Source organism: Polynucleobacter sp. AP-Nickl1-40-C4 (genome assembly GCF_035012665.1).
Lineage (GTDB): Bacteria > Pseudomonadota > Gammaproteobacteria > Burkholderiales > Burkholderiaceae > Polynucleobacter.
Genome location: NZ_JAYGQR010000003.1, coordinates 183,813 through 204,820, shown reverse-complemented (window position 1 = coordinate 204,820; position 21,008 = coordinate 183,813). Strand labels below are relative to the sequence as shown.

The 21,008-nt window shown below is 44.4% G+C and carries 29 protein-coding genes; 16 read left to right on the top strand and 13 right to left on the bottom strand.

Going from position 1 to position 21,008, the window contains the following annotated elements:
• A partial coding sequence (locus VC182_RS11565) for a transposase (protein ID WP_223146557.1) occupies positions 1-64 on the bottom strand: 64 nt, incomplete at its 3' end.
• Positions 65-166: 102 nt separating this feature from the next.
• Between VC182_RS11565 and VC182_RS05625 the strand changes: the two genes are divergently transcribed.
• From VC182_RS05625 to VC182_RS05590, 8 genes are all read left to right on the top strand, one after another.
• Complete coding sequence (locus tag VC182_RS05625) at positions 167-1,519, top strand: cytochrome ubiquinol oxidase subunit I (protein WP_323484753.1); 1,353 nt, start codon at positions 167-169, stop codon at positions 1,517-1,519.
• 2 nt (positions 1,520-1,521) lie between these two features.
• The gene (locus tag VC182_RS05620) at positions 1,522-2,535 is read left to right on the top strand and encodes a cytochrome d ubiquinol oxidase subunit II (protein ID WP_323484752.1); all 1,014 of its coding nucleotides are present in this window, start codon (positions 1,522-1,524) and stop codon (positions 2,533-2,535) included.
• Positions 2,536-2,649: 114 nt separating this feature from the next.
• Complete coding sequence (locus tag VC182_RS05615; protein WP_323484751.1) at positions 2,650-3,333, top strand: TIGR02453 family protein; 684 nt, start codon at positions 2,650-2,652, stop codon at positions 3,331-3,333.
• 37 nt (positions 3,334-3,370) lie between these two features.
• Positions 3,371-4,054, top strand: coding sequence for a haloacid dehalogenase type II (locus tag VC182_RS05610; RefSeq protein ID WP_323484750.1), 684 nt, complete (start codon positions 3,371-3,373; stop codon positions 4,052-4,054).
• Between the two features lie 10 nt (positions 4,055-4,064).
• Positions 4,065-4,463: an MAPEG family protein gene (locus VC182_RS05605; protein ID WP_216120803.1), complete on the top strand. Its 399-nt coding sequence runs from the start codon at positions 4,065-4,067 to the stop codon at positions 4,461-4,463.
• Positions 4,464-4,518: 55 nt separating this feature from the next.
• On the top strand, positions 4,519-5,622 hold the full coding sequence (locus VC182_RS05600; protein ID WP_323484749.1) for a patatin-like phospholipase family protein: 1,104 nt from the start codon (positions 4,519-4,521) through the stop codon (positions 5,620-5,622).
• Between the two features lie 33 nt (positions 5,623-5,655).
• A complete protein-coding gene (locus VC182_RS05595; RefSeq protein WP_323484748.1) occupies positions 5,656-5,811 on the top strand; it encodes a hypothetical protein in 156 nt (51 codons plus the stop codon).
• A gap of 29 nt (positions 5,812-5,840) precedes the next feature.
• The gene (locus tag VC182_RS05590) at positions 5,841-6,578 is read left to right on the top strand and encodes a sulfite exporter TauE/SafE family protein (RefSeq protein ID WP_216120807.1); all 738 of its coding nucleotides are present in this window, start codon (positions 5,841-5,843) and stop codon (positions 6,576-6,578) included.
• 33 nt (positions 6,579-6,611) lie between these two features.
• On the opposite strand, the gene VC182_RS05585 is transcribed toward VC182_RS05590, so the two are convergent.
• The 4 genes from VC182_RS05585 to VC182_RS05570 are packed head-to-tail and all read right to left on the bottom strand — an operon-like array spanning position 6,612 to position 8,976.
• Positions 6,612-7,382, bottom strand: a complete 771-nt coding sequence (locus VC182_RS05585; protein WP_323484747.1) for a MipA/OmpV family protein — start codon at positions 7,380-7,382, stop codon at positions 6,612-6,614.
• A 27-nt stretch (positions 7,383-7,409) separates the two neighbouring features.
• Positions 7,410-8,054: a histidine phosphatase family protein gene (locus VC182_RS05580; protein ID WP_072582582.1), complete on the bottom strand. Its 645-nt coding sequence runs from the start codon at positions 8,052-8,054 to the stop codon at positions 7,410-7,412.
• Positions 8,055-8,075: 21 nt separating this feature from the next.
• Positions 8,076-8,471 carry a GNAT family N-acetyltransferase gene (locus VC182_RS05575; RefSeq protein ID WP_323484746.1) on the bottom strand — a complete coding sequence of 132 codons (396 nt, stop codon included), beginning with the start codon at positions 8,469-8,471 and terminating at the stop codon, positions 8,076-8,078.
• A gap of 1 nt (position 8,472) precedes the next feature.
• Positions 8,473-8,976, bottom strand: a complete 504-nt coding sequence (locus VC182_RS05570) for an MOSC domain-containing protein (protein WP_072582584.1) — start codon at positions 8,974-8,976, stop codon at positions 8,473-8,475.
• A gap of 77 nt (positions 8,977-9,053) precedes the next feature.
• On the opposite strand from VC182_RS05570, the gene VC182_RS05565 reads away from it, so the two are divergent.
• Positions 9,054-9,926 carry a DMT family transporter gene (locus VC182_RS05565; RefSeq protein ID WP_323484745.1) on the top strand — a complete coding sequence of 291 codons (873 nt, stop codon included), beginning with the start codon at positions 9,054-9,056 and terminating at the stop codon, positions 9,924-9,926.
• Between the two features lie 52 nt (positions 9,927-9,978).
• On the opposite strand, the gene VC182_RS05560 is transcribed toward VC182_RS05565, so the two are convergent.
• Positions 9,979-10,161 (bottom strand): hypothetical protein, encoded by a 183-nt coding sequence (locus VC182_RS05560; protein WP_072582586.1) that lies wholly within the window; start codon positions 10,159-10,161, stop codon positions 9,979-9,981.
• A 127-nt stretch (positions 10,162-10,288) separates the two neighbouring features.
• Here VC182_RS05560 and VC182_RS05555 point away from each other — a divergent pair, with 127 nt between their 5' ends.
• Genes VC182_RS05555 through VC182_RS05545 form a run of 3 tightly spaced genes read left to right on the top strand, consistent with a single transcriptional unit; the run spans position 10,289 to position 11,149 of the window.
• On the top strand, positions 10,289-10,648 hold the full coding sequence (locus VC182_RS05555) for a DMT family protein (protein ID WP_072582587.1): 360 nt from the start codon (positions 10,289-10,291) through the stop codon (positions 10,646-10,648).
• The gene (locus VC182_RS05550; protein WP_072582588.1) at positions 10,645-10,881 is read left to right on the top strand and encodes a DUF2798 domain-containing protein; all 237 of its coding nucleotides are present in this window, start codon (positions 10,645-10,647) and stop codon (positions 10,879-10,881) included. The genes VC182_RS05555 and VC182_RS05550 overlap by 4 nt, the downstream gene beginning before the upstream one ends.
• Before the next feature lie 22 nt (positions 10,882-10,903).
• A complete protein-coding gene (locus VC182_RS05545; RefSeq protein ID WP_072582589.1) occupies positions 10,904-11,149 on the top strand; it encodes a hypothetical protein in 246 nt (81 codons plus the stop codon).
• A 22-nt stretch (positions 11,150-11,171) separates the two neighbouring features.
• Here VC182_RS05545 and VC182_RS05540 read toward each other — a convergent pair whose 3' ends face one another.
• Both VC182_RS05540 and VC182_RS05535 read right to left on the bottom strand, forming a co-directional pair.
• Positions 11,172-12,800 carry a peptide chain release factor 3 gene (locus VC182_RS05540; RefSeq protein WP_216243365.1) on the bottom strand — a complete coding sequence of 543 codons (1,629 nt, stop codon included), beginning with the start codon at positions 12,798-12,800 and terminating at the stop codon, positions 11,172-11,174.
• Positions 12,801-12,857: 57 nt separating this feature from the next.
• Positions 12,858-13,595, bottom strand: coding sequence for a pseudouridine synthase (locus VC182_RS05535; RefSeq protein ID WP_072582590.1), 738 nt, complete (start codon positions 13,593-13,595; stop codon positions 12,858-12,860).
• A gap of 100 nt (positions 13,596-13,695) precedes the next feature.
• On the opposite strand from VC182_RS05535, the gene VC182_RS05530 reads away from it, so the two are divergent.
• Positions 13,696-15,024: a dicarboxylate/amino acid:cation symporter gene (locus tag VC182_RS05530; protein WP_323484744.1), complete on the top strand. Its 1,329-nt coding sequence runs from the start codon at positions 13,696-13,698 to the stop codon at positions 15,022-15,024.
• A 3-nt stretch (positions 15,025-15,027) separates the two neighbouring features.
• Here the strand turns inward: VC182_RS05530 and VC182_RS05525 are convergent, their stop codons facing one another.
• Genes VC182_RS05525 through can form a run of 4 tightly spaced genes read right to left on the bottom strand, consistent with a single transcriptional unit; the run spans position 15,028 to position 18,800 of the window.
• On the bottom strand, positions 15,028-16,446 hold the full coding sequence (locus tag VC182_RS05525; protein WP_323484743.1) for a serine/threonine protein kinase: 1,419 nt from the start codon (positions 16,444-16,446) through the stop codon (positions 15,028-15,030).
• Positions 16,447-16,449: 3 nt separating this feature from the next.
• A complete protein-coding gene (locus VC182_RS05520; protein WP_323484742.1) occupies positions 16,450-17,202 on the bottom strand; it encodes a metallophosphoesterase family protein in 753 nt (250 codons plus the stop codon).
• 25 nt (positions 17,203-17,227) lie between these two features.
• Entirely contained in the window at positions 17,228-18,127 is a 900-nt protein-coding gene (locus VC182_RS05515) for a lipid A biosynthesis acyltransferase (protein ID WP_323484741.1), read from the bottom strand.
• Between the two features lies 1 nt (position 18,128).
• On the bottom strand, positions 18,129-18,800 hold the full coding sequence (can, locus tag VC182_RS05510; protein WP_323484740.1) for a carbonate dehydratase: 672 nt from the start codon (positions 18,798-18,800) through the stop codon (positions 18,129-18,131).
• 22 nt (positions 18,801-18,822) lie between these two features.
• Between can and VC182_RS05505 the strand changes: the two genes are divergently transcribed.
• Positions 18,823-19,119, top strand: coding sequence for a DUF167 domain-containing protein (locus VC182_RS05505; protein WP_072582595.1), 297 nt, complete (start codon positions 18,823-18,825; stop codon positions 19,117-19,119).
• Positions 19,120-19,134: 15 nt separating this feature from the next.
• Here VC182_RS05505 and VC182_RS05500 read toward each other — a convergent pair whose 3' ends face one another.
• Positions 19,135-20,031, bottom strand: coding sequence for an aspartyl/asparaginyl beta-hydroxylase domain-containing protein (locus tag VC182_RS05500; RefSeq protein WP_323484759.1), 897 nt, complete (start codon positions 20,029-20,031; stop codon positions 19,135-19,137).
• Between the two features lie 157 nt (positions 20,032-20,188).
• Here VC182_RS05500 and VC182_RS05495 point away from each other — a divergent pair, with 157 nt between their 5' ends.
• Together VC182_RS05495 and VC182_RS05490 are read left to right on the top strand one after the other, a co-directional pair.
• Positions 20,189-20,554: a hypothetical protein gene (locus tag VC182_RS05495; protein ID WP_072582885.1), complete on the top strand. Its 366-nt coding sequence runs from the start codon at positions 20,189-20,191 to the stop codon at positions 20,552-20,554.
• A 77-nt stretch (positions 20,555-20,631) separates the two neighbouring features.
• Entirely contained in the window at positions 20,632-20,952 is a 321-nt protein-coding gene (locus VC182_RS05490; protein ID WP_011903860.1) for an HU family DNA-binding protein, read from the top strand.
• Positions 20,953-21,008 lie beyond the last annotated feature (56 nt).

Below are 21,008 nucleotides of genomic sequence, written 5' to 3'. Positions count from 1 at the left end.
GCTCAACGACTTGCTTGACTGCCTCTAACTTGAACTCTTCAGTAAACCGTCTTCTTGTACTCATGACACACCTCCTAATAGACTAAATATTAGGCTAGAAAGTGTCTATAGAAGTGGTAGCGATTCAGAGCATAATAAAAGTACATTAAAAATAAGAGGCAACAAAATGGTAGATACGCTTATTTTGAGCAGAATTCAATTTGCTTCGAATATGACTTTTCATATTCTTTTCCCAACGATATCGATTGCATTGGGATGGGTACTTTTCTATTTCAAGGTTAAATTTAATAAAACAGGTGACTCGGTATGGAGTGAGGCCTATCAATTCTGGGTCAAGATATTTGCCTTAACTTTTGCGCTTGGCGTTGTTAGTGGTATCACTATGAGCTTTCAGTTTGGAACCAACTGGCCTGGATATATGCAAACGGTAGGCAATATCGCAGGGCCTTTGCTTGGCTACGAAGTTTTATCAGCATTCTTCCTCGAGGCAACTTTTTTAGGGATTATGTTGTTTGGCTCTAAACGAGTCTCTCAAAGAGCCCACACTATCGCCACATTTTTAGTTGCCTTCGGCACATCACTATCGGCATTTTGGATCATTGCTTTAGATTCTTGGATGCAAACCCCACAAGGGTTTGAGATGATCAATGGTCAAGCGCATGCAACCAATTGGATTGAGATTGTCTTTAATCCCTCTATGCCGTATCGCCTTCTGCATATGATGACAGCATCATTTTTGACTGTAACGTTCTTAATTGCAGGCATTTCTTCTTATCGATATTTAAAGGGCATCAATCTTTCTGGCAACCGAGCGCTGATCAAGTTAGCAATGACCATGGCGGTAGTGTTAGCCCCATTACAAATTGTCCTTGGTGATTCACATGGCCTAAATACGCTCGAGTATCAGCCTGCAAAGGTGGCAGCAATGGAGGGAATTTGGGAAACAACCAAAGGTGCCCCCGCCGTTTTATTTGCAATACCCGATGAAACCATTAAAGCTAATAAATACGAAATAGCCATTCCAAAGCTTGCGTCTTTATATTTGACGCACTCATTTGCTGGCGAGGTGCAGGGTTTAGATGCCTTCCCTGGCGCAACCCCACCAGTCGCCCCCATCTTCTTTGCCTTTCGCATCATGGTCGGCATCGGGATGTTGATGCTCTTAACCGCATTCGTTGGGTTCTATCTGACAAGAAAAAATAAAGAGCTACCAACCTGGCTTTTAAAGGGACTCAGTGTGATGACTTTTTCTGGTTGGGTCGGTGTAGTTGCCGGCTGGTATGTGACCGAGATAGGCAGACAGCCTTACCTTGTTAGTGGAGTGCTAAAAACTGCTGATGCAGTTACTAAAGTGCCTACCAATATGGTTTTAGGTACGCTCGTAATGTACCTTGCGCTGTATTTTGGACTTATTGTTTCTTATATTTGGGTTGTTTTTTACTTGGCAAGACAAGCTAATCCTGCACATATTATTGATGAGCAAAAATCAGGCCTCACTAACAACATTGCAGGAGCATAAGAATGATTCCTAATTTATACGAACCATCTGGTTGGTTGCCCCTTTTCTTTTTGGTTGCAATGGGAATTGCAATGATTGCTTACGTTGTCTTGGATGGATACGACCTGGGTGTTGGCATCTTATTGAATCAGGCAAGCGAATCAGAAAAAGACATCATGATTTCATCAATCGGTCCTTTTTGGGATGCGAATGAAACTTGGTTAGTACTCGGAGTCGGAGTTCTCTTGATTGCTTTTCCAATGGCCCATGGGATTATTTTGACTGAACTCTATTTGCCGGTAGGCATTATGTTGGCTGGTTTAATTTTACGAGGTGTATCTTTTGACTTTCGTGCAAAGGCCCATTTGAGTCAGAAGGCAGTGTGGAACTTTCTATTCTTTTTTGGTAGCTTCTTGGCTGCGGCATCTCAAGGGGTCATGGTTGGTAGAGAAGTGATTGGTTTTGACTCTGGATACTTGGGCTGGATATTTTCTTTTATCGTGGCACTTTGCTTGCCGGCCGGTTATGCCTTATTGGGAGCCGGTTGGCTGATCATGAAGACGTCTGGCGAGCTACAGCTAAAGGCTGTTGGCTGGGCAAGAAAATGCCTCTTATTAACGGCGCTTGGTGTTGGGATCATTTCTGTAGCGACACCATTCTTTAGTGCAGAGATTGCAGCAAAGTGGTTTACCTTTCCCAATGTCTTTTTCTTATTGCCGTTTCCAGTTCTGACCTTGGCTTGTTTTATCTTTATCGATTTGAACTTGTTAAAAATGCAGAAGAATAAGCCCGCTCCTGTTTGGATTCCTTTTGCTCTAAGCGTAGCCATCTTTGTCTTAGCATTTCTAGGAATCGCCTACAGCATGTTCCCTTACATCGTTGTAGACAAAATGACGATTTGGGAGGCGGCTTCAGCTACGGAGTCATTATGGGTCATATTTTGGGGGGCTATAGTTGTGCTGCCAACCATCATTGGATATACCATTTATTCCTACAAAATCTTTTGGGGTAAAACTGAGCCACTGAGTTATTACTAAAGCAATAAGATGTTGGTATGAATAATTTCTTAGATCCAGCAATTCTTTTTTTGTCTTTGGCGCCTTTGCTGGTAATGTTGAATCGAATATAAAAATTTCTCGTCCCTTACTACCATGAGTGACTTTATTGGGTTTAGTCCGAAAGCTTTCAAATTTCTTGAAGAGCTTACCAACAATCAAACTAGGGTTTGGTTTTCTGAGCATCGTTCAGAATATGAAGAGTTTGTGCGTGAGCCCATGAAGCACTTTACAGACGCCCTGTCTGAGAGTCTCGCTAAAAAAGATGTGCCCTTGTGGGGTGATCCTAAAAAATCTCTCTTTAGAATTAATCGAGATGCTCGGTTTTCAAAAGCAAAGCATCCTTACAACATGCATGCCAGCGGGCTCTTTACGAGAACCGGCGACAAGCACTCTCCCGGCGTTTTGTATTTTCGTTTAGACCCCTTAGGCAGTAGATGTGCTGCGGGTTATTTACAGCCAGAAGCCCACAATCTAAAAAAGCTCAGACAGGGAATTTTAGATAACCCTAAGGCTTGGCTTTCGCTTGAGAAGTCTTTAAAAAGAAAAGGCTATGAGCTGGATTATTCCAACACATTGGCCCGCATTCCGAGGGGCTTTAATGATGTCCCGCCAGAGGTTGAACGAGCAATCAAACTCAAAGGCTGGATTATTAGAAAGCAGTTGCCCAGATCAACGATTTGCTCGGAAGAGTTAATTAAAGAGATCACTGGTTTCGCTAAAGATATGCTTCCCCTTCTCAGTTTTGGGTGGCATGCGTTGGCTAAATTTTCTGATTAAATGACAATAGAAATTCATACTAGAAAGTAAGAAACACATGTATAAGCTAATCGCTTTTGATGCCTATGGCACATTATTTGATGTGTATTCCATGGGGCAGTTGGCAGAAGACTTATTTCCGGGTCATGGGCAGGCCTTTGCTTTAATGTGGCGCGATCGCCAAATTGAATACACCCGCTTGGTAACGATGAGTGACCCCAATCCCAATGGGAGTAAGTACTATCTCCCGTTTTGGGAGTTAACCATTCGCTCATTGCGGTATGTCTGTAAGCGTATGAACCTAAATCTCACCCCTGATTATGAGGGGCGGTTGATGGACCAGTATGCCAAGCTCACTGGCTTTGAAGATAGTCTTAATGTCCTCAAAACAATAAAACAGAAAGGAATATCTACTGCGATTTTGTCTAACGGCAGCAGAGAAATGTTGGCAACCGTAGTTGAGAGTAATAGCTTGAAGCCTTACCTGGATAAAGTTGTCACTATCGAGGATGTGCGCTTATTTAAAACGGCCCCACAGGCCTATGAATTGCTATTAAAGGCATTTCCTGTCAAGAAGGAAGAAATTCTCTTTGTATCGAGCAATGCTTGGGATGCTTTAGCTGCAAAGTGGTATGGCTTTGATGTATTTTGGGTCAATCGTCTTGGCCACCCTTTTGAAGAGATTGGTGAAAAGCCAAACTATGAAGGCAATTCTTTAAGCAAGGTATTAGAAATTATCTAAGGAGATATGAATGCTTTTAATTACATCAATCATTGTCGCCATCCTAACAATCATTTTTATCAAACTCTCTTTTGCGGTCATTGGCTTAAGAAGAAAAAATAAGGTTGGTCTAGGAAGTGGTGGTCACGAAGATCTTGAGAGGGCTATTCGTACCCAGGCAAATTTTGCTGAATACATTCCTTTGGGAGTTATCTTAATTGCTTGTCTTGAGTTAAATGGCGCCCCCTGGTGGTTGGTGGCTATTCCAGGCGTCTCACTCATCATTGGGCGTTTGATTCATGCAAAAGGCATGAATACTCCACCGCCAGATTTCAGCAAGCGCGTGCTTGGAATGAAATTTACTTTTTTTACGCTGATTGCATTAGTGGCCTTGAACTTGGCATGGTCTCTCTACAGGCTCGCCGTTTAAATGATTCTTTGCTGTTAGGGCCTGCTATAAATCGAGCATTACTTATGGAAACTATATGACTACACCATCACGCCGTAATTTCTTAAAAACTTCCGCTGCTGGCATCGCCGCAGTTGCCAGTACGCAAGCTCTAGCCCAGGCCCAAAATTTGTCACCAAAAACCATCGCCGAAGTTGAGGCCTTGGCAGCTAAAAAAGATGTTGAATCTACAGCGAGTTGGAATGATGGTTTGGTTCATCCAGCTCCATTTAAGAATCCGTTTGCGCAAGGTAAGGAGCGAGGTTTAGCGTTGGGCGGTGGTGGAACTCCATTAATTGCTTGGTATGCCGGGTACTGCAACGCACTGAAGAAGGCTGGTATAGATTTAAGCAGTGCAGATGTAGTGGTCGGCACTTCTGCGGGTTCAATATTTGGTGCAATGCTGACATCTGGGCACTTGTGGCGCCTTGTGGATGAGATAGATCTTTTTGCCGATTTCCCAAAATTGCTTGCAGAAATGATGCCCGCATTGAAATTTAATGCTTCTCAATTAAGAGCGCAGCGTGCCGAGCTGACGGTGCGTGATGGATCTCTTGCATCTATTCAGCGCATCGGCAAAGCTGCGATGGCCTCATTTAATCCTGATGGTGTAGCCGATCACTACAAGGTAGTGAAGAAACTACTAACGGCTTCTGCTTGGCCTTCAGATGGAATGTTTACTACGGCTATTGATTGCTTTACGGGGCAGCGTATTGTTTTATCAAAAGCCGATAATGTTCCTATTAACGTTGCTTGTGCCGCAAGCTCTTCAGCACCAGGCCAGGTTGGCCCTACATTCATAAAAGATAGGTTATGTATGGATGGCGGCATGAGCCAGAGTAGCACGCATAGCGATGTTATTGCCGGCGTTAAACGAGCCATTGTGATTTCTTTAGGCGATGGAACGATCAACGAGCAAAAGCAGGGATTGCGTTTGTCTTCTCTGCCCAATACGATTAATCAAGAGGTGAAAGATTTAGAGGGCGGTGGCACAGAGACCAAACATATTGTTGTTGGTCTTCCGCCCGGCTTATCTAAGGTAGAGAATCTTCTTGATCCAAAATGGATTGCGCCCTATTTGAAGTATGGAAATGATAGGGGCATTGCTGATGTAGCAATGATGAAAGCATTTTGGGCTTAATACAAAACTGTATTTCAAGTGAGGTAATGCAATATGAAAAAAATATCCCTAGCTTTGACTGTTACTTTATTTACTCTGGTCTTGAGCGGTTGTCTTGCTAGCACTACCTCTCCAGACGGAGTGAATTGTGACTTTAGTCAAGGCAAGCCTATGTGGGAAATGCCTTTAGATTGTCAGGGCGGACGTTAACCCTTTTTTAAATTTAATCGAGATCTATAGTGTTGCCTGATTTAGTTCTTCAAGCCTTGGTACTGGGCTCATTGGGCCTAGCTGCTGGAGTTTTAGGAGGCGTCATTGGTTTTGGTACCACCATCATATTGATGCCCGCTTTGGTCTATTTTTATGGGCCCATTCAGGCAATTCCGGTTATTGCTTTGGTTGCCACCGTAGCTAATCTCTCTCGTATTTTTTTGTGGTGGAGCGTGATTCAATGGCGCGTTTGTTTTGTCTATAGCCTAGCTGCAATACCGTTCACGATATTAGGGGTGAATACTCTTGTTCAACTTAATGAGCGATTAATAGAAATTACTCTAGGAATATTTTTAATCCTATTGATACCGATTCGTCGCTGGATGCGCAATCAAAATTTTTATCTAAAACTTTGGCAGATGGCCTTGGTTGGCGCTGTAATTGGGTATTTGACTGGGATTGTTGCGACTACTGGAGCTATCAACACCCCCTTCTTTTTAGCCTACGGCCTCACCAAGGGTGCCTTCTTGGGAACAGAGGCGGCCAGCACCTTATCTATTCTGTTTACCAAGGGCATTACATTTCATCAACTAGGCTTTCTCAATGCCACCATAATCATTCAGGGGCTACTTATTGGTAGCTGCGTTTTGGTCGGCTCCATTTTTTCTAAGAAGATTGTTTTGGCATTGCCAGAAAAGAAATTTTTATTACTGATGGAGCTGGTGATGTTAATTTCAGGCTTTTCCATTCTTGCCATGTCTTTCTAAAGCCGCCACTTAGAGTTAGTTAACCTCTCCCGCTTACTTAAAGCGATACGCAAGTGCCATAAAGATATTGTCTTGGAATGAGCGATTCATGACGGGACTGTTATTAATTCCGCCACCCATCCATTTGCGTTTACCATATACGTTGATGTACCAGTTATCCACCACTGGAATCTCCACCATGAGTCCCGCTAGAAGATTGTTTGTTGCGGGGGCGCTATAAGCCGCATAACCAGTAGCCATCGACTCTCCAGGGTTGATGCCATAGTAGTAATTAGCGTATTGACTTGACTGTCGTTCCACACCAATTTGCGGATAGACGGTTACTTTTTTATAGGTTTCAATTTCGGCGAAGTATAAAAATTCATAGAGCGCCCCTTTTGACTTCCCAAAGTCATGATAGGCATTAACAAAAAATCCTCCGATCGGCGTCTCTTGAAAAGTTCCCAAGCCAAGTGGTATTGGATCAGTTCGATTGATAGAGTTGCCGTTGATTGACGACTTTACTTTGTAGGTATCTAAATTAATTTTTCCAATAACTTCAAAATAGCCGTAGCCCATCTTGAAAGTCTTAATGCCCACCTCATCTATACGAGCGAAAAAACGCTGATAGTCAAAAAAGGCATAGGGCACAGCCAAAGATTGAGTCCCTTCAGTGCCAATATGTAAATTAGTGGTGTAAGCGGCCACACCGATATCGCCAACGATGTGATCCGGAAGCGTATCCGGAATATCATCCATGGCGTAGGCCGGAAAGCAGACTACAGCAGCAATTAAAAGAGCCGTTATGCGAAAAATCGATTTCATGTAGGCATCATAAGCCCTTGTAGGCCACTAGAGGTCTAGATTATCTAGAGCCAAATCCTTCAGATGACTTGTATTTGCCCAGCCGTTTACTTTCCATGCAAGCCCATCATGGCTAATCCAGTTGAGGGAGGCATTGGGCACTGTAACGGTCTTTTCTGCATCCAGAGCTTGATTGCTCGCAATTCTGTACATCATGTCCAATGCGCCTCCATGGCTTACTAATAAAATAGTTTTGCCTGAATGTTGTTCGCAGATTTCCACAAGCGCAGTTTTAATTCGATCTGCAAATTGTCGAATGCTTTCGCCATCACCTAAGTTCTCCTCAATATTTCTGCTGAGATGAGATTTCCAAAGTTCTGGCTCACGTATCGGGGCTTCATCTGTAGTGAGTCCCTGTAGAGCACCAAGATGACGCTCTCTTAGCCCAGTATTAGGTATCGCAGAGGTTTCGAATATCTCTTCAATAGCTTGTGCAGTCTTTGCTGCTCGCTGAAGATCGCTTGTATATAGAACATCAAATTGAAGCCCCATATTTTTAAGGGCACGCGCCATTTGCCCTGCTTGAGCTAATCCTTTGGCATTGAGGCCAATATCAGTGTGGCCTTGAAGGCGGCGTCTGGCATTCCAGTCGGTTTCACCGTGGCGAACTAAGCAAAATCGAGTAATAGTCATATGGCAATGATAAAGACGGAATTACTTTTTGAGAGTCCAGGCGCGCGGATTGTGTTCAAAGCCAATATGTCCGTAATATTCATTTGCCTTAGGCGCTGCTAAAAGTACGATCATGCATTCAGGACCAAGGCGCGCTTTGGTTTCCTCAATTAGTTGCTTGCCAATTCCAGAGCGTTGATATTTTTCATCAACGGCTAAATCCGCAAGGTAAGCCACATAAGAAAAGTCTGTCAGCGAACGCGAAATACCCACCAAAGATTTGCCGTCCCATGCGGTAATAGTGAGGTTGGCATTCTTGAGCATTTCCTCAAATGTTTGAGCGTTGTGAACAGGGCGTCGCTCCCCAAGGGTCGAGCGCTTGTAAAGATCGATGGCTTGCTCCACAGTAATAGTGGCGTTGTCGTGATATTGAATCATGTCATTCCTCTTCCCCTACGAAGAGCTTATCACCCACAGCAAGAGCTCCAGAATTTAAAACTTCGGCCCGAATGCCGCCGCGCCCTTCAAATGCCTCCATGAAGCTTGGCCTACTTAGTAATTGCGCCGGTCTTTCACAGGGGGTGCATAGTTCTGTGCCAAGTAGTTGAATGTCACCTAGCTGAAATCGTTGGCCTACGAGCGCATTTAGTTCAGACGCCGTAATTCCTGCAAGTGCAATATTACGGCGTGTTTCAGAGCCCTCAAAAGTCGGTTCATCTCCAGCTGTTAGCCAATCATTTGCTGTATTGATAGCAGATAGGGCGATGATACTGACGTGACGCACTTTAGTTGGCTCGATGGCTGAATAGGCGCCCGTACCTAGTGCATAACGGTCACCTTCAAGGCCACTGCCAACTATGACTTTGGCAGTGCTGACAGATAGCATCTGCTTGCCAGCAGACGCTGCTAGATAGATGGCTTGAATATAGGCATTGAATTTCATAGGGACTATTTACATATTACAACTCATGCTTTGATGATTGTTAATACAATAAATACAACACAAGACAAAGGGCAACGGTGAATAAAGAAAGCAAGGGAATGCTGATTGGCTTTATCGGTATTCTAATTTTTAGCTTAACGCTACCAGTAAGTAAGATTGCTGTTTTAAGCTTTAACCCGTATTTCATTGCTTTTGGCAGGGCAACCTTAGCAGGGTTGGTTGCTCTGGTCTATCTTGCGTACAAAAAAGAGCACACGCCCACTAAAGTAGATTTTGTCAAATTTGTTGTCATAGCTTTGGGTGTCGTGTTTGGCTTTCCCATATTCACTACTGTTGCTATGACTCAAGGCTCATCGTCACATGGGGCAGTTATTTTGGGGATGATGCCGATTGCTACAACGGTTATTGGAGTGCTGCGCTTTAAAGAGCGCCCATCCTTGGGATTCTGGCTGGTATCTTTATTGGGTGCTGGTTTAGTCATTCTGTACGCTCTATTGAAGAGCTCCGGCAACTTTACGTATATTGATGGCCTTTTAGTGCTTGGCGGGATTAGCGCTTGTATTGGCTATGTAGAGGGTGGCGAGCTCTCCAGAAAAATGAATCCACGCGCGGTCATTTCTTGGGCCTTGGTCATTTCCTTGCCGCTGAATATTGTGATGACTTGGCTCACCTATAGCCCAGAATATATTCATGCGGATGCCGTGGCATGGACTAGCTTTGTCTATCTAAGTTTATTCCCCATGTTTCTTGGCTTCTTCTTTTGGTATGAGGGCCTCGCGATTGGCGGTATTGCACGTGTCAGTCAAGTGCAGTTAATTCAGCCGTTTTGCACTCTAGTAGCAGCAAGTATTTTGTTGGGCGATTCACTCACGGTGATGAATTTAATCTTTGCTATGTTGGTTGTGTCTACTGTCATCCTTGGGAAAAGAATGCTGGTAAAAAGAGCGTAGTTTTATATCTAACCATGAAATTAAAAAGCCCCGATTAAACGGGGCTTTTTAATTATGCGGCAACAACTTTGTGTTTGCTGAGTGCACGCAAGATTTTGCTTTTCTCTTTGGGTTTGGTGCTCGATTCTAGTAACTTAGTAAGTTGAGCGGTATTCAGGGGGCCTAAGCGCGCTTTTCCTGTTTTGGTGAGCATAGAGTCATTTTTTCTGGTTCTTTGATTTTGGCCTACAGCCATGGAGTTTTCCTAGAGTAATGGAATGATGAATCTCAAGACTTGCTGAAGAGATTCCCCTGTCTAGGGCGCACAATAGTGATCACAGTCCAGAATAACAGTTAACAAACCTAGAAGCTATGATGTAGCCATGATTAATCTATCTGTATTCAATAGCCCAATTAGTTTTATTGGCCTATTAGCGCTATCCAATGTATTTATGACATTCGCTTGGTATGCACACTTAAAAAACTTATCAGCCAAGCCATGGTGGATTGCAGTTTTAGTGAGCTGGGCGATTGCCTTGTTTGAGTATGCCTTGCAGGTTCCAGCCAATCGAATAGGCTATCAGTTTTTTAGTCTGGGACAACTCAAGATTGCTCAAGAAGTGATTACTCTCAGTGTATTTGTTCCGTTTGCAGTGTTTTACATGGGCGAGCCATTTAAAACCGATTACATCTGGGCGGGATTATGCTTATTGGGCGCCGTCTACTTTATGTTTAGATCATGATTCAGATACAGAACCTTATCTTTGCTTTAGTTATGGGGTGCTTAATGTCTTTAAGCATTACGCTCGCCACTACTTTTGTTCGTGTTGACCTTGCAGAAAATTTCTTCTGGGCGTGGTTTGAAGTTTGGTCAGTAGCTTACCCAGTGGCTATTGTTTGTATTCTGATTTACAGGCCATTTGCTAGCAAAATCACTGCAAAGATTATGAATGTACTGGGCCTCAATAAGCCCTAAGTTATGGATGAGGAATGATTAAATGAATGCATTGATGAGGTCTTCTGTTTTGGCTACATGTTGCTCATCTATTTTGAGCGCTTGTGCTGCGGTATATACCGATGCATCAGATTCTAACCATGTTACTTTTCTAAATAGTAGCGGCGAATCAGTTGAGCAATTAACTCAGAAGGCCAGCGCCTATTGTGCGCAGTATGGCAAGGTTGCCTCGTTTAAAAGTAGTGATACGCAGTTGGTTGCTGTCTTTGATTGCAAAACAACACGCTAATTTAACGCAACCGCTGGGCGAATTAGCCTGCCATATCGGATTGATAAATTAAGCCAGCATGCTCTCTGAGGGCATGGAATTGAATGGACTCCCAACGTTGTTGGGCAACGTCCAGCTCTGATTTATGTGATGCCAAGAAAACGGATGCACCCACTACGTCTTCTGCCATGCGGTGGATATTTTCTTGGGTAAATTTTTTCAGGGCAACTGGATCATCTGAACTAACCCAGCGAGCCAGGCTATAGCGGGCAGGCAAAAGGCGCACTTCCGCGCCATATTCAGTTTGGAGGCGATGGCTTACCACCTCAAATTGAAGTTGACCAAAGGCGCCAAGTAGCATGGTGCCCCCAGCCATTGGCCTAAAGACCTGAATAGCCCCCTCTTCACCCAATTGCATCAGTCCAGTGCGTAATTGCTTAGAGCGCAAAGGATCGGCGGACTCAACCATGCGGAAAATTTCTGGTGCAAAGAATGGGAGCCCCGTAAATTGCAATTGCTCGCCTTCGGTTAAGGTGTCACCCAATCGCAGCAAGCCATGATTTGGCAAGCCAATGATGTCGCCTGGAAAAGCCTCATCCAAAATATCCCGTCTTTGGGATAAGAAAGATAGCGCATTGTTGGTTCGTACTTCTTTGCCGTTGCGACAAATCTTGAGTTTCATGCCGCGCTGAAAATGGCCAGAACAGATGCGTAAAAAAGCTACACGGTCACGATGTGCTGGATCCATATTGGCCTGAATCTTGAACACGACAGCTGAGAATTTGTTCTCAGCAGGACTGACCTCACGTTGCAAGGCTTTACGTGAGCCTGGCGATGGTGCGAGCTCAACCAATGTATTGAGAATCTCCCGCACACCAAAGTTGTTGATAGCTGAACCAAAGAAGACCGGTGACTGGCGGCCAGCCAGAAAGGCTTCGAGATCAAAGGCTGGCATTGCTTCTTTGATCAGCTCCACTTCAGCTAGGGCATTTTCTAAGTCTGTGCCCAGACGCTCTTTAAGGGCTGGATCATTTATAGCAACTACTGCATGTGAGTCTTCGGTCACGCGATCTTCACCTGCTTTGAACATGCGCATACGAGCATTGGCGATATCAATCACTCCGGCAAAGGATTTGCCCATGCCAACTGGCCAAGTGAAGGGTACTACTTCTATGCCAAGCGCAGTTTCAATCTCATCCATTAATTCCATTGGGGGCTTAACTTCGCGGTCCATCTTATTGATGAATGTCACGATAGGCGTATTACGCGCACGGCAAACTTCAAGCAAGCGCAATGTTTGAGATTCAACACCATTAGCAGCATCAATCACCATGAGAGCGGAGTCAACCGCAGTCAACACACGATAGGTATCCTCCGAGAAATCTTGGTGACCTGGTGTATCTAATAAGTTAATGATGCAATCACGGTATTCCATTTGCATCACCGAGCTTGCTACAGAGATGCCGCGCTGCTTTTCAATTTCCATCCAGTCAGATGTTGCATGACGGCTGGCTTTACGCGCTTTAACACTACCCGCAATTTGAATAGCTCCCGCATACAGCAGTAACTTTTCTGTAAGCGTAGTTTTACCTGCATCTGGGTGAGAGATGATTGCAAAGCTTCGACGTCTAAGTACTTCTGCGCCTGGAGTGCTGGAGGTAAGAGTTTCGATGGTAATTCTGCGTTGAGTATCTAGGTTCGGAGGCAATTATAAGCGTGCCAAGGTGCTTCAGAACTGCTCATGAGCCCCTACATAGCGCCATTGCCCGGGAGGAAGCGGTCCCAATGAGATGCGACCCATTCTGACGCGTTTGAGGCCTATCACTTTGAGGCCCACCATCTCACACATCCGACGAATTTGGCGCTTACGCCCTTCACGCAATACAAAGCGAAGCTGATCTTCGTTCTGCCAGCTAACCTGTGCAGGTTTGAGTTCTACTCCATCAAGAGAGAGACCATGTTTTAAGCGATCTAAATCTTCAAAAGAGAGAGCCCCCTCTACGCGCACTAAATATTCTTTTTCGATGGGGCTGTTTTCACCAATCAATAATTTGGCGATACGACCATCTTGAGTCAGAACTAGCATGCCTGTAGAGTCAATATCTAGCCTGCCTGCTGGCGCTAGCCCTTTGGTATTAAAGCGAGGGCTTCTACCTTTATCAAGCGGGCTGGCAAAGTAATTTTCAGGGGTAATCAAAGAGGCCGCCGGTTGATATTCTTGTTCGTCGTCATAGTGAGAAATGTAGCCAACGGGTTTATTCAGAATGACGGTAATGCGAGAGGCTTGCTGTGCTTTGGCGCCAGATTGCAACTCAATTTTTTGATCACGGTAGGCGCGAACACCTAATTCATTCACCACTTCGCCATCTACTGTGACTAAACCTTGCTCAATGTATGAATCGGCTTCACGACGGGAGCAAAGACCAAGCTCAGAGAGTAATTTTGAGACGCGTACTTTTTCTTCCATGCTTGCATTATCCGATATTAGGGTTAAATACTGGCCTGGAGTTAAGATGGGGGCAGACGAAATAAAAAAGCCTGCTCATAATTTAATAAAGGATGACCAAATGACTATTGCATTAAAAAAACCACCAATCTATAAAATCCTTTATTTTCAAGTACTTACAGCCGTTGTAATTGGTGTTTTGCTGGGTCATTTTTACCCAAGCTTGGGTACAGAAATGAAACCATTTGGGGATGCCTTCATTAAAGGCATCAAGATGTTAATTGCCCCCATTATTTTCTGTACGGTGGTTCTAGGTATTGCCGGCATGGAAGACATGAAAAAGGTGGGCAAAACTGGTGGACTCGCACTGTTGTACTTTGAGATTGTGAGCACGATTGCTTTGATGGTCGGCTTAGTTGTAGTGAATGTGCTTCAGCCTGGTGCTGGCATGAACATCGATCCAGCAAGCTTAGACACCAAAGGAATTGCTTCGTATACCGGGCCCGGAAAAATAGGTACTACTACAGATTTCTTAATGAATATTATCCCGAGCAGTGCGGTTGATGCATTTGCTAAGGGTGAAATTTTGCAGGTTCTTTTCATTGCAATCTTGTTTGGATTTGCATTGCATAAGTTTGGTGGTCGCGGAACAATGGTGTTCGACTTAATTGAAAAAACATCCCATGTTCTCTTTGACATGATTGGTGTGATTATGAAGTTTGCGCCTATTGGTGCATTTGGCGCAATGTCATTCACCATTGGCAAATACGGCATAGTCTCTTTATTCTCTTTGGGCAAACTCATGGGCTCGTTTTATTTAACCTGCCTACTCTTTGTGTTCATTGTTTTAGGAATCATCGCGCGAATTAATGGGTTCAATATTTTTAAATTCGTGAGCTACATTAAAGAAGAGTTGTTAATTGTTTTGGGAACTTCATCATCCGAATCCGTCTTGCCACGCATGATGGAAAAAATGGAGCTGTTGGGCGCCAAGAAAGCGTGCGTTGGTTTAGTTATTCCAACGGGTTATTCATTCAATTTAGATGGCACCTCTATTTATTTAACAATGGCTGCAGTATTTATTGCGCAAGCAACCAATACGCCGATGACACTCATGCAGGAGGTTACGCTCTTGATAGTGCTATTGCTCACATCTAAAGGTGCAGCAGGCGTAACTGGTAGTGGCTTTATCGTTTTGGCAGCCACCCTTTCTGCTGTTGGAGATGTTCCGGTTGCTGGTTTAGCAATCATCTTGGGCATCGACCGCTTTATGTCTGAAGCACGAGCGCTGACGAATTTAGTTGGCAATGGCGTGGCTACGATTGTGGTTGCCAAGTGGACTGGCGAGCTAGATCAAAAGCAGTTAACTAGCGTCCTTAATCGCGACAATTGGATTGAAGCACAAGAGCCAGAATTGATCTTGGATCAAAAGCAAGACAAAATGCGCTGATATTTAAGTGCGCACAATATGAACGCTACAGGGAGCCTCTTCGACAATCTTGGTCATCGAGGTTCTCCAGGGCGTTACTTTATTAGGCAGCTTATGTGATGCCCCAATCAAAATGAGGGAAGCATCATTGTCCTTGGCAAATTCAACGATTCGAGAGGCGGGATCAAGCGCCTCAAGTACGTGATAAGAAATTCTTTCAGGTGGTAATTTGAGTGGTTTAGCCCACTCCATCAATTGCACTAGGTGGCCGCGGACGATGCCGCTAGCGGTTTGGCTTTCATGATTGCCTTCATAGGTTGGTGTGCTGGCAATCGTGCTCAAACAAATTAGGCGACTTTCAGGATAGGCCTGTAATAAATTTTTCGCTGTAACTTGCATGCGCTCACGCAGAGCTTCATCAGACTGACGCGTATCAATCGCAGCAATCATGAGGGGCGCATCAAGGTTGCCCATACTAGGCCGTGGGCTGGGAGAGGGCTCGTAACCAGCAGCTTTGAACATGCCTTTGAGATTTTCCCAAAAGCTAGGTGGCTCAACCCGGTCGGCTCGTTCGGTGAGCGTAACGCCCTCGGGGTCTCGCAACACTTGACGTAAGCGCGCTGCGCTTTGATAGCGATCGGCAGCGCGTGGCTCTAGACATCTGAGCACTACTTCCTGTAACCAGCGAGGAATTTCTCTGCGAATAGCGCGTGGTGGAAAGGGTTCTGCCCACATCCGTTTACGTAGACCACTCATTGTTTGAGGGTTACCAAATGGCAGTTCGCCAGTCAGCAACTCATACATGATCACGCCAATAGAAAAAATATCACTTCGCGAATCAGAGCGAATGCCAGCTACTTGTTCAGGAGAAATATAAGGTGCAGAACCAATTCCTTTGCGCATCTCTTCTGCAAGCAAGTCTGGGTATCGAGCGTGGTGCGACAAACCAAAATCAATGAGCGTTAACTTCCCCTTCTCATCAATCAAAATATTTTCAGGCTTGACATCTAGGTGGATGGCATCTTGTGAGTGCAGTGACTGAACGGCTTGCGCTAAATCTGCCCCAAAGCGTACTACCTCATCAATCGTAAATACTTTACCTTCCTTGATGTAATCTTCTAATGGCCGGCCCTCAACCCTTTCCATTGCAATATAAGGACGCGTGGCCATATTGCCTGAACCTAAATATTGAGGAACGTAAGGACTTTTTAGGGAGCGCAAGATAGTGAGTTCGGTTTCAAAGCCGATCAAACTTTCAACCGGTTGATCTCTGCCAACACGCGGGATTTTCAGCAAGATAGGGACATCTATCCCCTCTTTAGTTGCTGAAAAAAGGCTCGCCATTCCGCCGCGGTGAACTTCCTTGCCTAAAACAAATCCATCTACTATTTTGCCTTCTTGAAATATATCGTCTACTGCTTGAATGTCGGTATTGATGGGCATTGTTTATTTGCCGGTGATGAGGCGGTTTGCCAGGTCTTCTGGCAGGCCAGCGCGACGTACTTTCTCTGCGGCAGTGTAGTGATCGTAGGGCGTACGATGAAATGTAAGGGCTTCTGAAGCGGGCTCAAAAACAGCAAAGCAGGCCTCTGGATTGCCATCTCTAGGTTGACCAAGAGAGCCAACAACACCTACCCATTGGCGATGAGGTAGTACCGGAATTTCATCGCCAGGGTGTGGTGCAAATCGAATGAGTTTCCCAACAGCGCTTTGATAAAAAAGCGCTTGCTCATGTGCATGACCAACAAAAGTGTAATTTTTGCCAGAGCTTTGTACACAACGCCATGCACTCATGCTGTCAGTAATGTAATTCCACTCGGCTGGATTGCAAGCAGAGGCATGCACAAAACAAATCCGATCTTCTTGAACCATCAGAGGAAGATTTTTAAGGAAATCTACATGGTCATTATTTAATTGAGATTTAGTCCACTCAATTGCGGCATTGGCGCTGGCGTTCATTTGATTACGGCTATCCTTAAAAACAGCCTCATCATGGTTGCCAAGAATGGCAATCGCTTTTTTATTTTCTACAAGCCCGGCAACGCGTTCAAGCAGTGCAACAGGGTCGGCGTTATAGCCCACGAGGTCCCCCAGAAACACCATGCGAGTAACGCCAAGTTCCTCGGCACGAGCCATGCAGGCATCAAAAGCCTCTAAATTGCTGTGGAGATCGGCAAATAGCCCAATACGTTCAGTCATCCCTTAATGATAGGACAAAAGGCCCCTAGAAAGAACGGTTATAGGGGCTCGGACCATTATCTGGTCGATTTTTAAAGCGCTTGTGAACCCAGTAGTATTCGGCCGGCCGAAGTCGAATTTCTGCCTCAAAGCATTGATTAAGGCGTGCGGTGTCTGACTTGGGGTCTGCCCCAGGAAAATTCTCTAAAGGCTTCCCAATTTCGCAAAGGTAACCTGATTCATCTGCTTTTAATGTGGTGGTCATTAAGCATACGTCAGCGCCAGTAATTTTTGCTAAACGAGAAATGGTGGTGATGGTATTTGTTTGAATTCCAAAAAATGGCACAAATTCAGAATCCTTAAGACCCAAATCAAGATCCGGCGCAATGATGATGAAGTCTCCGTTGCGAATTTCTCGGATGATCGCCTTTGCGTTGCCTTGGCGATCAATTGAATTCCCGCCAAAGCGATTACGCCATTCGACAATTCGTTTGTTAAAGAATGGATTCTTCATTCTCTGAAAAAATCCTGAAGTGCGCGGCCAATGTTTTGTTTTGGAGAGCGCGCTCAAAATAATGCTGCCCTCAATCCCTGTGAAATGCATGTTTACTAAGATGCGCGGTTTTTTGCTTGAGAGGTCAACCGCTGATTTCACCTCAATCATATTGCTCAGTTGTTTAGAGCTGCCGCACCAGATAATGCTTTTCTCTACCAGACTACGCCCAAGCAAGCGCCAATGCTCTTTGGCAAGACCGTCGATTTCAGCCGGACTTAAGCTTGGAAAGCATAAATGGAGATTTGTTTTGACCACTCGACTTCTATCGCTTGGAATTCGAGCCGCAATATATCCAAGGCCGTAGCCCAGCGCAACCAGAAGCCTATAAGGCAAAAGGGCAAGAAGCTTGAGTAGAACGACGACTACTTGATTGGAAAATGACTTCAGCAAATTAGTTTTGCTCTGATTCGTAACGGTTGATGGACTTCTTATAGCGCACTAACATTTCTTCTGTAGAGCTGATCGACATACCTAAATCATTTACTAGGCCCGTATCAAGACGATATGCCCAGCCGTGAACAGTGAGATCTTGTCCACGCGCCCAAGCATCTTGCACGATAGTTGTTTCGCATACGTTAACTACTTGTTCAATAACATTGAGTTCGCAAAGTCGATCTTGACGCCTAGGAGTTGGAATAGCTTCACCTAAATAACGCTCATGTTTTTGATGTACGTCTTTTACATGACGCAACCAGTTATCAGCAAGACCTACGCGTTGATCACTTAGTGCCGCGTGGACACCGGCACATCCATAGTGACCAACCACCAGAATGTGCTTGACCTTAAGCAAGTCAATTGCAAATTGAATAACGGATAAACAATTTAGATCAGTGTGAACTACAACGTTAGCTACGTTGCGGTGAACAAATAGCTCGCCTGGCAATAGGTCTACGATTTCGTTTGCGGGCACGCGACTATCTGCGCAGCCAATCCAGAGATACTCTGGTGCCTGTTGGTTAACTAGGCGCTTAAAGAAGTCAGGATCTTTTGCGATCATGCCTTCGGCCCACTCTCGGTTGCTTGTAAAGAGATGCTCTAGGGCTTGAGAATTTTTGTATGGCATGTTTTCAGTTTAAAGTACTTTAATGACGCCTAATTGGTTAAAACAAACCCCCACCGGAATAATCTTAAATTTGCATTGTCAGCCAGGAGCCAAAGTGACCAAGGTCGTTGGCCTGCATGACGGCTGTTTAAAGATTTCTTTACAGGCGCCTGCCTTAGAAAATAAGGCTAATGAGCTATTATTGGCTTGGCTTTCTAAGCAATTAAGGGTGCCTCAAAAACAAATTCAATTCGTTTCTGGTCAAAATAGCCGCAAGAAACGAGTAGAAATTTGGGGCCCCATCAGTCCCGAGCAAATTGTACAGTTGTTGAGCCCTTGATTTAAAGGTCGGCGCTTACCAAAATATTGCCCATAAGATTCCCAAAATAAGCACCCACTTACCTACGTAATAAACGGAGCGATGTTTTGCTTTGAGCTTTTTGGCTTGTGCACGGAGATGGTAAAAATAGGTAAACAGAATATTTACAAAGCCTATTTTTTCACCTTCAACATTTTGAGATGATGCAGCGCTCATTACATAGCGCCCAAACCAGCGATTGAATAGAGTAACTGCCTTAGTGTGAACCGGGCGCTCGACATCGCAAAATAAGATGATTCTTTGCTGATCTGTTTCATTAGCAGCGAAATGAATGTAAGTTTCATCAAACATGACCGCTTCCCCATCTTTCCAGAAATAACGCTCCCCATCTACATCAATAAAGCATTTGGGGTCGTTGGGAGTCGTTAGGCCAATGTGATACCGCAAGGAGCCCGCATAGGGGTCGCGGTGGCGCACCAGCGTTGCTCCAGGCGGTAGTGAGGCGAACATGGCAGCCTTGACTGAGGGAATTGATTTAAGCAGTGCAACTGTTTTGGGGCAACCTACTTGAGCAGAGGGCACCTCTTTTCCATACCAGCAGAGGTGAAAACGCTTCCATCCAGTGCGAAAGAAGGAGTTAAAGCCAATATCGTTGTATCCAGTTGCCGCAGCAATAGATCCGCCTTCCTGCAGTGAAAGCGCTTCTTGTCGAATCATTTCCCAGTTATCTTGGATGGGCTGCATTTCAGGAAATTGGCTTACTGGAATAAAAGCACTGGGTTTTACTTTTGAAAATAAATACAAAAGTGCATTTACGGGAGCCAAAAGCACTTGGTAGTCGGTAAGAGATCTAATGACCCCAAAACGAACCTTTCCTCTGAAATAGACGTAAACGGCCGATGCTATAAAAATAAAAAAGATGATGTGGCGAATTTCCATGAGCTTTGTCTAAGTGGGGTAATTGTTAATATTTTAATTTGTATATCAGCCCTAAATTGACTATTTCTTATGCTCGGATGCTCATATACTTCAAGCAGAGGGTTTGAAAACCGGCCTAGGGTTTATGTGGAGTTTTGCTAAGGATGATCTTATGAATAGCTTTATAAAGTGGCTCTTAAGCCTTGTTTTAATTGGGTTAGTGGGTATTTCAGTCTATACGTGGGGAATGCTAACTTGGAGCTATGGCAGCGGTGAGCGTGCGGGGTATGTTCAGAAATTCTCTAATCGCGGTTACGTATGCAAAACCTGGGAAGGCGAATTAGCCATGGTTTCTATGCCAGGCACAATGTCAGAAAAATTCTTCTTTACGGTGCGTGAAGATGCTGTAGCGCAAAAAATAAATGCTAATTTGGGTAAAAAGGTGGCTCTTAAGTATGAGCAACACATTGGTTTGCCAACTACCTGTTTTGGCGATACCGAGTATTTTGTTTCTGATATCACCGTTTTGGATGAGTAATTTGTAGTCGTAGTAAAAAATTGCTGTAACGCAACTTTATTTTTGTAATTTTTTGTGGTTAAAATCATGTAAGCGTAATGTGCGCTGACATCAATATCTATAAGGAGCTTCACTTGAACAAAGCCGAACTAATCGCAGCGATTGCTGACGACGCGGAGATTTCTAAAGCCAAAGCTGAATTCGCATTGAATTCTGCAATCGACACAATTATCAAAGCTGTTACTAAAGGTGACTCAGTACAACTGATCGGCTTTGGTACTTTTGCTTCTGGCAAACGTGCTGCACGTATGGGTCGTAACCCAAAAACTGGCGAGCCACTCAAAATTGCTGCTGCAAAGACTGTTAAGTTTTCTGCTGGTAAAGCATTTAAAGATTCAGTTAACAAACGTAAGAAGTAATTCTTCCTTTGTTGATAAAAAAGCCCGGCATGCCGGGCTTTTTTTATTTCATCAAA